The sequence below is a fragment of the Microbacterium sp. Kw_RZR3 genome, from assembly GCF_029222405.1.
Classification (GTDB): Bacteria; Actinomycetota; Actinomycetes; order Actinomycetales; family Microbacteriaceae; genus Microbacterium.
Map to the genome: position 1 here is coordinate 20,602 of NZ_JARHXC010000025.1, position 11,106 is coordinate 31,707.

Annotated in this window: 9 protein-coding genes; 1 reads left to right on the forward strand and 8 read right to left on the reverse strand. The window is 71.5% G+C overall.

All coding sequences use genetic code 11. From position 1 onward, the window contains the following. Window positions 1-50: 50 nt before the first annotated feature. Together P2P98_RS00920 and P2P98_RS00925 are read right to left on the reverse strand one after the other, a co-directional pair. Window positions 51-2,186: an intein-containing Rv2578c family radical SAM protein gene (locus P2P98_RS00920; RefSeq protein WP_275796310.1), complete on the reverse strand. Its 2,136-nt coding sequence runs from the start codon at window positions 2,184-2,186 to the stop codon at window positions 51-53. 65 nt (window positions 2,187-2,251) lie between these two features. Next, complete coding sequence (locus P2P98_RS00925; protein ID WP_275796312.1) at window positions 2,252-3,682, reverse strand: ATP-binding protein; 1,431 nt, start codon at window positions 3,680-3,682, stop codon at window positions 2,252-2,254. 135 nt (window positions 3,683-3,817) lie between these two features. On the opposite strand from P2P98_RS00925, the gene P2P98_RS00930 reads away from it, so the two are divergent. Beyond that, window positions 3,818-4,954 carry a M15 family metallopeptidase gene (locus P2P98_RS00930; RefSeq protein ID WP_275796314.1) on the forward strand — a complete coding sequence of 379 codons (1,137 nt, stop codon included), beginning with the start codon at window positions 3,818-3,820 and terminating at the stop codon, window positions 4,952-4,954. Window positions 4,955-5,031: 77 nt separating this feature from the next. Here P2P98_RS00930 and P2P98_RS00935 read toward each other — a convergent pair whose 3' ends face one another. From P2P98_RS00935 to P2P98_RS00960, 6 genes are all read right to left on the reverse strand, one after another. Then, window positions 5,032-6,270, reverse strand: a complete 1,239-nt coding sequence (locus P2P98_RS00935; RefSeq protein ID WP_275796316.1) for an LCP family protein — start codon at window positions 6,268-6,270, stop codon at window positions 5,032-5,034. A gap of 64 nt (window positions 6,271-6,334) precedes the next feature. Then, the gene (locus tag P2P98_RS00940) at window positions 6,335-7,126 is read right to left on the reverse strand and encodes an energy-coupling factor transporter transmembrane component T (RefSeq protein ID WP_275796318.1); all 792 of its coding nucleotides are present in this window, start codon (window positions 7,124-7,126) and stop codon (window positions 6,335-6,337) included. After that, entirely contained in the window at window positions 7,123-8,880 is a 1,758-nt protein-coding gene (locus P2P98_RS00945; RefSeq protein ID WP_275796320.1) for an ATP-binding cassette domain-containing protein, read from the reverse strand. The genes P2P98_RS00940 and P2P98_RS00945 overlap by 4 nt, the downstream gene beginning before the upstream one ends. Before the next feature lie 64 nt (window positions 8,881-8,944). Further along, window positions 8,945-9,502 (reverse strand): ECF transporter S component, encoded by a 558-nt coding sequence (locus tag P2P98_RS00950; protein ID WP_275796322.1) that lies wholly within the window; start codon window positions 9,500-9,502, stop codon window positions 8,945-8,947. A 129-nt stretch (window positions 9,503-9,631) separates the two neighbouring features. Continuing rightward, entirely contained in the window at window positions 9,632-10,651 is a 1,020-nt protein-coding gene (locus tag P2P98_RS00955; RefSeq protein WP_275796324.1) for a pirin family protein, read from the reverse strand. Next, entirely contained in the window at window positions 10,648-10,986 is a 339-nt protein-coding gene (locus P2P98_RS00960; RefSeq protein WP_275796326.1) for a GNAT family N-acetyltransferase, read from the reverse strand. The genes P2P98_RS00955 and P2P98_RS00960 overlap by 4 nt, the downstream gene beginning before the upstream one ends. Window positions 10,987-11,106: the final 120 nt, after the last annotated feature.

Sequence of the window (11,106 nt, forward strand, 5' to 3'; positions counted from 1 at the left end):
CCCCGTCGCTCTCCGCGGCGGGGGTCTCGTGCGTTCGGAGTCCCGCGCGCTCAGAACAGCGTCGGCTCGCTCGCGGGGGCGACACGGGGTCTCACGGATGCCGAGCCCCCGGTGCCGCGCACCGGCCCGAGGCTGCTGGTCGTCGGCGTGCGCGCGGCGAGTCCTGGTTGCGGTCGCCCGCGGGGGTGGTCGTCTTCGTCCCAGCCGTCGAGGCGGTGCATCCGCAGGAGCGGGCGCATGCGCTTGCCGAGCCATGTGCGGTAGGCCTTGGGGGCCGAGACCGAGACCCCTGGGTAGAGCCCTCGGTACGACGACACGAGGTGCGGATGCTCGCGTTCGAGCCACTGGAGGAACCATTGCTTGGCGCCGGGGCGGAGGTGCAGGGCTCCGTAGACCACGCGCGCGGCACCGGCCGCCCGGATGCGGGCCAGTGCGTCGTCGAGCACGTCGATCGAGTCGGTGAGGTGCGGCAGGATCGGCATCAGGAACACGGTGACGCGGAAGCCCGCCGCGGTCGCCGCGCGCACGGTCTCGAGTCGCGCCTCAGCGCTGGGGGTTCCGGGTTCGATCGACCCCTGCAGGTGGTCGTCGAAGACGGCGATAGACATCGCGAGAGACACCTTCACCTGTCGGGCGGCGTCCGACAGGAGCGGCAGATCGCGCCGCAGTAACGTGCCCTTGGTGAGGATCGAGAACGGGGTCCGGTTCTCGGTGAGGGCGCCGATGATCTCGGGCATGAGGCGATAGCGGCCCTCGGCGCGCTGGTACGGGTCGGTGTTCGTGCCGAGCATGACCGGCTCGCGGGTCCACGATCCCCGGCGCAACTCGGTGCGCAGCACGTCGGCGACATTGACCTTCACGACGATCTGCGAGTCGAAGTCGCTGCCGTAATCGAGGTCGAGGTACTCGTGCGTCTTGCGGGCGAAGCAGTTGTGGCTGACGACGCCGTTCGCGATGAAGTCGCCCGTCCCGGTCGTGATGTCGATCATGTCGATCTCGTGCCCGAGGTCGTCGATCGAGGTGATCCGGAGGTTTGAACTGGTCTTGACGGCCCCGCCGATCAGATCGAGCTTGCGGGTGATGGCGGGCCGGGCGATGCCGAAGAACCGATCGCGCGCTGCGTGACCGCCTCTCAGTCGGATGCTCGTGACGCCATTGGGACGAAGCGGCTCCCTCACCGCGTCGAAATCGAATGCGCGCATCCCCTCGTCGATGAGGTCGAGAACCTCCGCATCGGCGTTCGAGATGCGGAGGATGCCTCGGGAGTGCGAGCCCTCGGCGTCGAAGATCCCGCCGAGAAACCCGGCCAGCCACTCCGTCGAACGGTCCTGCGGGATCGCGATGAAATTTTCGAGGCGTGCGATGGCTTCGCGTCGGGCGGTGTGCAGTGCCGTCATGGGTCGTCGACCGTGGGGGACGACGAACGGTCGCACCAACGTGGGCACCTCGATCTCGTCGAGGAGGACGCGAGTGAGTTCGAGCGCCTCGCGGTCGACCAGTGCGAGCCGGAATCGATGGATGTGGCGCACTCGACGGCCGTCGTCATAACTCTTGTGAAACAGCATTCCGTCGCCACGGACCATGCCCGTGAGATAGCCGCGCCTCCAGTCCGCGCCCTCGGTCGGAGCGCCCGCACGGGCTCCCGTGCCGAACGCCTGGAGTCGGTTCATCGCGGTGAGATGCGGACGCTGGTCGCGTCCGCTCATCGCCCCCGTCACATGCTTCCATCCGCGATTGCTGAGGAACCGGTGGTCGCCGCTCGCGACGATCTCGGTACCGTCCGCGAGGGTCACCCGGTGCGCGCGCTTGCGCGTCGACCACTTCGCCAGAACGGTCGTGCGGACGTAGTGACGGTACGTCGGTCCTTGTTCTGTTCCGATGATCTCGTCGCCGACGCGAAGCTCGGACAGCGGGACGTGGCGGCCGTCGGCGCGGAGGATCAGCGTTTCGGGGGACAGACAGTAAGCGCATGCGTGCGTGCAGCCCCGATACGGGTTCACCGTCCAGTCGAACGGCATCGCCGAGACGCCGGGCACGCGGTTCAGTGCGCTTTTGCAGAGCACCTCGTGAAAGGTCATCCCCGCGAACTCCGGCGTGGTCACCGAGCGGACGAGTCCGTCCATCCGCTCCATGCCGGGCAGCGCGGCGGTATCGTCGACGCCCAGCTGTTGCCCCTGCCACCTCATGAACACAGTCGAACACATGTTCTACGAGAGCGCAAGGCAGAGGGGGACCCCGTCGCAGATAAAGACTAGTGAGGGTGGTAAGACGCGCCGTGGTGGATCTCGACGTGGGCGGGGCTCGCCTCGCCGGTCCGCGCCCCGAGCAGCAGTCGCGTGAGAGCGGCGCCCGACGACAGCAGATCGTCCAGGGCCGTCTCCAGGTCGGCGTCGGTGACCGCGGTGCCGTCCCCGCGGACCGCGGCGAGGAGGACCGTGCGGCGGATCAGCTCTTTCGCGAACGACCCCGTCGTTCCCTCGGCGCGGGCGGCGGCGGCATCCAGTGCTCCATCCGACAGCGGCAGGTCGGCGGCGTAACGGCGGAAGAGCCGGCGTCGGGAATCCGGTCCCGGCAGGGGGATCTCGACGCCGAGGTCGACGCGACCCGGCCGGGCGGCCAGCGCCTCTTCGAGGATGTGCACGTGGTTCGTCGTCATGACGAACGCGACGTCGGCATCCCCCTCGAGGCCGTCCAGCGCGTCGAGTACCTCGAAGAGAATCGGTTGCGGCGAGTATCCGCGGTCGGCGGCGACGAGGTCGATGTCCTCCAGCACGACGAGTGACGGCGGGAAGGTCCGGGCGATCTCGGCGGCGGCAGCGATGAAACGGATGCTCGACCCGGTGAGGACGACGGCCGTCGTCTCGGGGGTCCGCGTCAGGAGATGCCGAACGGTCAGGGTCTTGCCGGTCCCCGGCGGGCCGTAGAGGAGCACACCGCGCTTGAGGTGCTGTCCGGCCGCGCGAAGGGCCTCGCGGTGCTCGCCGACGCCGACCACGTGCTCGACGACCCGCTCGAGCACCCCCTCCTCGAGCACGATGTCGTCGGCGCGGACGTCGGGACGCTCGAGGAACGTCGCGCCCGCGTCGTGGCCGTACTCCGTCGGCACGAACGACAGCACGCGCCCCTTCAGGACGCTGCGTTCGACCATCAGGCGCCGCAGCTCGGCGATGAGAGAGGTCGCGGCATCCTGATCGGGACTCAGCACCTCGAGACGGGCCGTCTGCTCACCGTGGCGGGGTGAGGCACCGCGTTGCACGACCACGATCGGGTGTCCCGCGAACGACAGCAGCCGAACGCCGAAGGCCACCACGCGACGCTCGGTGTGCGGTCCGGTCGCCCGCATCTCGTACGACACCGGCCCGGGGGCGAAGCGGGTGTGCGCGTTGGCGATCAGGTCGGCGACGGAAGAGTGCAGACGCTGCTCTCCGCCGGTGACGCCCAGGAGGGTCCCACCGCCCGCGGTCGTCAGCTCGTCGAGGGCGATGTCGGCGTCGACCAGCCGGTGGGGCGGGACGGTCTCGGTCAGGACGGGCACGGACGCGGCGTCCACGCCCAAGTGCTCGCTGAGCGCGACACCCAGGGGCGTGCGTTCACCGGCGGCTTCGGTGGCGGCGAGTCGTTCGACGTGTTTCAGGTAGCTGCGCACAGCGCGCATGAGGTCGCGATCGTCGTCGTCGAGCATGGGTGCTCCTCTTCCTCGGATCGGGACACGGTCTTCCCAGCGTGCCCCCGACCTCGTCGGGTCGCAACCGAGGATTCACCGAGTGCGCCCCCGCCCGGGTCGACCCGGGCGAGCGCTCGGGAGACAATGGGGTGAATGAACTCCTCCGATCCGACGTTCCCGACCCGTCGCGCCGCGCGCGCGGAGGCCGAGCGTCGGGCGACGGCGGCCATCCCGATCGCCGAGGCCGACTCCGGCCCCCGCCGGTCCACCTTCGAGGAGCACGTCCCCTCCGACCAGCCCCTCACGCGACGTGCGCGGCGTGAAGAAGAGAGCCCGCGCACGGCCCTCGGCGCACTCCTTCTGCGTCGACGTCTCGCGGTCGCGGCCGCGGGGATCGTCGTCGTCGCGGCGTGCGCGGTCGCGATCGGTGCCGCCGCCACCGGAGGACGACAGGATGCCGCGGGTCCGGCCAACGCCGCCGGGGCCGACGCGGTGGCCGTGGTGCAGGGACCCCCGGCCGTTCCCGCCGAGGGGCTGCCGGTCCCCACCCTCGCCGCCGCCCCCGCGGCCGCGACGCCCTGCGACAACCCCGCATTCACCGCCGCTCTCGCCGCGAAGGACGACGGAGCGGCGATCGCCGCGGCCGGTGGGGGAGCGAAGTTCCGTGACGCCGTGGCATCCGGGATCGCCCCGTGCGTCTCGCTGAGCGATCCGACGCATCAGTGGGTCGTGGTCAACAAGCAGCGGCCCTACGACCCCGTCGACTGGCGTCCCGACGACCTCGTCATGCCCGACGGCGTGCGGGCGCTGGAGCAGAGCGCGATGCGCTCGTCGGCGGCGAAAGCGTTGTCGTCACTCGTGCGCGCAGCCGACGATGCGGGTGCGGGTGAGATCGGATACCTGAGCGCCTTCCGCTCGTACGCGACGCAGCAAGAGACCTACGCCGGTCGCGTCGCGGTGGGCGGCGTCGAGGCGGCCGACCGCGAGAGCGCGCGCGCGGGGTACAGCGAACACCAGTCCGGAATGGCCGTCGACATCGTGCCGTGCAGCGGTTCGTGCGGGTCGCTCGACGACATCGCCGGCTCGTCGCAGGGCGCGTGGGTGCGCGATCACGCGTGGGAGTACGGCTTCATCGTCCGCTACGTGGACGGGCAGGAGAGCGTGTCGGGCTACGAGCCCGAGGCCTGGCACCTGCGGTACATCGGGCCCGAGCTCGCCCAGGCGTACCACGACGGCGGGTACTCGACCCTCGAGGCCTTCTTCAACCTCCCGGCCGCGCCGACGTACTGACGGCTGCGGCTCGCGGCGTCCGAGTGGCGCGCGTGGCGCCTGCCCGCGCGTGAAACCGACCCGCGTGCGCTCGCGCGTCAGTTCACGACGCCGTTGCTGCAGGTCTGCTGCGCCGCACTCGAGCCGGTGATCGATTCGGGCAGGGCGACGGACCCGGTGGCCGGGTCGACGGTGCCCGGCTCGACCTCGGGAGCGTCGGTCGGCGCCGCGGTCTCGCCGGGCGCGGGCTCCGCGACGACGCCGTCGTTCGCGCCCACCGCGCCGGTGACCTCGATCCCCTGGTTCGCCGAGAGCGCGTCCCACAGCACCTGCGCCGCGGCGTAGTTCGGCTCGACCCGGTTCGCGTCGGAACTCGCCGTCACCGTCGGGTACTGCACGAACACGATGTCCTCGAACGGCACGTCCTTGACCGCGGACGCGATCTGGACGAGCGTGAGCGGATTGGTGAGGCTCTGCGTGGGCGTGACGTTGCGCAGTCCCGTGGATGCCAGACGGAACACCGTCGCGGGGTTGGAGAGCACCTCTTCGCTGACGAGCTTGCGTGCCAGGCGCGACATGTACTGCTGCTGGTTGCTGATGCGCGCGAGGTCGCTGCCGCCGACGCCGTAGCGCGTCCGGAGGAACTGCAACGCCTCGTAACCCTGGATCGTGCGGGGGCCGGCGGGCCAGTCGATCGCCGTGTTCTCGTCGCGCATGGGGCTCGCGAGACAGATCTCGACACCGCCGATCGCGTTCGTGATCTCGATCACGCCGCCGAAGGTCACCATCGCGCCGAACTGCACCTGCTGCCCACTCATGTCGGACACCGCGGTCATGACGCACGACAGCCCGCCGTACGAGGAGATCTCGTTGATCTGCACGGGTCCACCGCCCCAGCGACCTCCGTCGGGGGTGTCGCACGCCGGGGCCTCGAAGAGCAGGTCGCGCGGGAACGACACGACGGTCACCCGGCGTGGGGCGTCGGAGATGTGCAGCAGGATGTTGACGTCGTTCAGCTGGCCCTCGGCATCCGGACCTTCGCACCGCTCGCCGAACAGGGCCTTCAGCTGCTCCTCGCACGCGTCGATGCCGACGACCATCATGTTCACGCCGCCCTCGAGCTGCCCGAGGTCGGGCGGGATGGCGGGCTGGTTCTCGACCACGACCGCCTCGGCGACGTACTCCGAGGTCAGATCGACCGCGGTATACGCCGTGACGCCGGCGACCGCGACGAGCACGACCGTGGCCGCGACGGCAAGCAGCTTGACCAGCTGCGTGAACGGGTGAGGGGAGCGCAGACGAGCGTGTTGCGCGACGGTGCGACGGCGCCGGGGCATGGCTTCTCCTGAGGTTTCCCCGAGTCTAGGGGGACGGATGCCGCGGCTCTGGCGCGCGAAACGCTCAGAACGGACGCACGACGACGAAGACCGCGGCCGACACCGCCCAGCAGAGCGCGACGAACACCGTGTCTCGTCGGCGCCACGGGACCCGGTGGCGCTCGGTGCGGTCGGGGTGGGCGCCGAAGGCGCGGGCGTCCATCGCGAGCGCGACGCGTTCGGCGTGCCGGATCGCCCCGGCGAGGAGCGGGACGACGTATCCCGCCCACCGTGCGGGTGCAGACAGCACCCCGCCGCGCGCGCCCCGGACGCGGTGCGCCTGCCGGATCACCGCGAGCTCGTGCCCGAAACGCGGGACGAACCGGATCGCTGCGAGGGCCGCGTAGCCGACCCGGTACGGCACGCGGAGCTGCTGGACGAGCGCGCGGACCATGTCGGAGCCCTCGGTCGTGAGCCCGCCGATGAAAGCGAGGGCCATGATCGCCGCGAGACGCAGTCCCGTGGCGAGGCCGATGGCCAGCGCGCCTTCCGTGATCGCCCACGCGCCGAGGCGGAGGACTTCGCTCGTGCCCTCGACGCGCGCGGGGTCGACCCACAGCGCGAACCCGACGGCGACGACGACGGTCGCGGCCGGGATCACGGCGATCAGGATGCCGATCACCCGCCGGGTGAGACGAGCGCCGAGCAGCAGCACGACGTACGCGAGAGCGAGGAACACGAGCGGACTCGCGAGGTCGCGGACGAAGACGAGGGCGATCATCGCGGGCAGGGGTCCGGCGAACTTCGCGAGCGGATTCACCACGGCGAGGCCGCGTCGCCCCTCCGCGCGGGCGGCGACCTCCGCGACCGCGGTCATCCCGCACCGCCGGGGAGGTCGCGCAGACGGGTGATCGCCGCGAGCTCGGGGTGACTTGAGAGTCCGGCGAACGCCTCGCGCAGCGGCGGGGGCCGGAGCCCCGCGTGCGCGAGGAGCGCGTCGTCCGCGAAGACATGTGCGGTGGGGCCGTCCGCCACGATGCGCCCGCCGTCGACGACGATCAGGCGGTCGGCGTGCTCGGCGACCACCTGCATGTCGTGCGTCACCACGATGATCGTCGTGCCTTCCTCGCGCAGGTCGTCGAGGAGCGCGAGCAGTTCGTCGGCGCGGGCGCGGTCCTGCCCGAACGTCGGTTCGTCGAGCACGAGCAGCCGCGCACCGCCGACGAGCGCCGTCCCGACCGACAGCCGACGCTTCTGGCCCCCGGAGAGGAGGAAGGGATGGATGCCGGCCTTGTCGGCCAGACCGAAGCGGACGAGCAGGTCGTCGGTGCGCCGGCGCACCTCGGCGTCGGCGAGGCGGCGACCGTCGAGACGCTGCGCCCGCAGGCCGTGCGCGATCTCGTCGAACACCGTCGTCGCGATGAACTGGTGCTCGGGGTTCTGGAAGACGAACCCCACGTGCCGCGACAGGGTGCGCGCGTCGACGCGGCGCACGTCGAGTCCGTCGACCCGTACGGTCCCGCGCGGGGGACGCAGGACGCCCGCGATCGCCTGGGCCAGCGTCGTCTTGCCCGCGCCGTTCGCGCCGACCACGGCGACGAACTCGCCCGTCGTCACTTCGAGGTCGACCCCGTGGAGCACGGGCGTGCGCCCGCGCGAGAGTCGCAGCCCCTCGACGCGCACCAGGACATCGCGACTGTGCCTCTCGCGCCGGGGAGCGAAGGCCGCGATCGGTGCCGGGGCATCGTCGAGCGCGGCGCGCAGCTCCGCCGGCGTGAGCGGCAGCCGGTCGAAACGATGGCCGGCGCTCTGGAGGCGGAGCGCCGCGAGGGTCGCGGTGGGGAGCCACACGCCGAGCGCGTGGAGATCGGCGGCGCGGTCGCGCAGGATCGCGTCGATCGGGCCGTCGGCGACGAGGCATCCGGTTTCGTCCAACACGACGACGCGGTCGACGAGTTCGACCGCTGCATCGAGGTTGTGCTCGACGAGGACGATGGCCCGATCGCCCGCGGCGACCACGTCGCGCAGCGCCGAATACACGTCGTCGACGCCGGCCGGGTCGAGGTTGGCCGTGGGCTCGTCGAGCACGAGGAGCGGCGATCCCATCGCGAGGGCGCACGCGATCGCGAGGCGTTGCCGCCCGCCGCCGGAGAGCACGTCCGGTGACTCGCGGCGCCGGTGCCAGAGTCCCATCCGCCGCAGGGCCGCCTCGGCGCGCGCGAGCACCTCGTCGACGGGGAGGCGTAGGTTTTCCGGGCCGAAGGCGACCTCGTCGAGCAGCGTCCCGGTGATCAGCTGAGCGTCCGGGTCTTGGAAGACCATGCCCACCGCGGTGGCGAGCTCGGCGACCGTCGCGGTCGCGGCATCCTGTCCCGCCACCCGCACCGTGCCCTCGACCGTCGCCGGGACCGCGTGCGGGACGAGGCCGTTCATCGCGAGGGCGAGCGTCGACTTGCCCGAGCCGCTCGGACCGAGAAGAAGCACGACCTCGCCGGGTCGCACGTCGAGACTCACGGCGGAGGGCGTCGCGCGTGGAGCGTCGAGGTGCGTGATCGTCACGTCGCGCAGGCTCAGCAGTGCCGCCGTGTCCGCCGCGGCGGAGGCGACGACGGGGTGGGGGCGAGTGGTCACGGGCGAGTCCTCGGAAGCGCGTACGCCCCCCAACTTAGTGCACCCTAACTCGGGTGGTTCGCGCTCATCTCGGCGTCGAGAGACCGCGCGCCACGCCCGCGCCGCGCAGTCCCGAGCCGATGGCCAGGCCCACGGCCGTCCACGCCACCGGACCCAGGATGCTGATCGCCACCGCCGCGACCCGGGCGATCGGGGCGAGGCTCGCGATGTCGCCCGCGAACCACACCGGGACGGCGATCACGACGCCGACGATGACCGCCGAGATGAAGAAGCGGGCCGCCGCCCACACGCGGTAGCGGGTGAGGGCGGCGACGCCCTCCTGGATCCCGCCGATCAGGATCGCGGTGCCGAGGAAGCGAAAGGTCCACTGCGGTGCCATGGCGCTCGCGACGAGGGCGGCGAGCACGTGGGTGACGAGCGCGACCCAGGGCCGGCGGATCACCTGCTGGGCGATGATTCCGGGCAGAACGTGCGAGCCCAGCACCAGCCCGTAGGCCCACGGTGCCGCAGCGAGAACCGCGAGGGTCAGCCATCCGGCCGCTCCGCCGAGGATGCCCGTCCCCACCCCGATGGCCGCGCAGACGAGCAGCACGCGGGTCGAGAGAACGGATGCCGAGGCCATGGGGCCAGCGTATCGGCGGCGCCGTGCCGCCGGTGCCCGCGTCTCTCGACGTCGAGTGTCCAAGAAACCCGGAAAGGACGCGCCCGATTCCCGGGTTTCTTGGACACTCGACGGGGGTGCGCGGGCGGGTCAGCGCCGCCGACGCGGCGTCAGGCGCACCGCGGGCAGCGGCGGAGCGGGGATGCGCTCGGGGCCGTGGTCGACGACCTGCCCGAAGCGCGGGGCATGCGCCTCCCAGGCCTCGCGCGCCTCGACGATCTCGTCGTGCGAGCGGCCGACGAAGTTCCACCACATGACGATGTCGGCCTCGAACGGCTCTCCGCCGAGCAGGAAGACCCGAGCGCCGTCCGCGCTGACGATGTCGACGTGGTCGCGTCCCGTGCCGAGGTAGAGCAGGCGGGATCCGTCGACGGATGCCGTGCCGTCGTCCCTCGCCGAGGGTGAAGAGCGTCGTGCGGCGTCGGCGTCGACGGCATCCATTCCCGTCTCGACATCCGCGATGCCGATCATTCCGTAGAGTGCATGCTCCCAGTCGGGTCGGAGAGGGATGCGCACTCTCACGCCGGCCGGGAGGCGCAGCTCGGCCCCGACGATCGGCGTGTGCACGGTCGCGGGGGAGGTCACCGTGCCCAGCTCGCCCATGACGACGACCGCGTCCGCGCCGTTGTCGAGATCGAGGACGGGGAGATCCTCGTGCCGCTCGAAGGCGGGCACTCCGTGCCGACGCGACTCGGGGAGCGCCACCCAGAGCTGCAGGGCGTCCAGCGGGATCGCCTCGTCGCTCACCGAGTACTCCGAGTGTGCGATGCCCTCACCGCTGGTCATGAGGTTGAGCGCGCCCGGGCGCACCACGACGTCGCTGCCCACGGCATCCCGATGACGCACCTCGCCGATGATCGGCCAGGTCACGGTCTGCAGCCCGATGTGCGGGTGCGGTTCGACGCGCATGAGGGTCTCCTGCGGACCGAAGCGGTCGAGGAAGCACCACGCGCCGACCATCGGCAACGCGCGGTGCGGGAGGGTGCGGTGCACCTCCATCGCGCGGACGCCGCCCAGCGGAACCTCGCGCGCCTCGACCACGAGGGCGCGAGGCCCGTCGCACTCGACGGGGCCCTCGGATGCCTCCGGCGCGACGTCGAGTCGGGTCATGCCGGTTCGCTGGGGTCGGCCGAATCGGCCGCGTCGGTGTCGTGCGGCCACTCGATGACGAGACCGGGAACGTCGTGCTCGCGGAGGTAGTGCGCCACGAACGGGCACGAGGGGATGACGCTGTCGCCGCGGCGGGCGAGATCGCCCAAGGCTTCGCTTGCGAGCGTCGAGCCGAGGCCGCGTCCCTTGAACGCGGAATCGACCTCGGTGTGCGGAAGGACGACGCGGCCCTCGCCCGCGGGACGGAACTCGAGGAACCCGCCCAGCTCCTCGCCCACGTGGATCTCGTAGCGGTGGGCGTCGTCGTTGCGGGTCACGGTCAGTGCGTCGGTCATGGCGCCTCCTGTCGTCGGTCTCTTCAGCAACGTACGGGGGCCTCGCCGTGTTCCGCACCCCCTCGACAAACGTCGAGGTCGGTTCCGGTCCCTTCGACAGGCTCAGGGACCTCGGGTGGC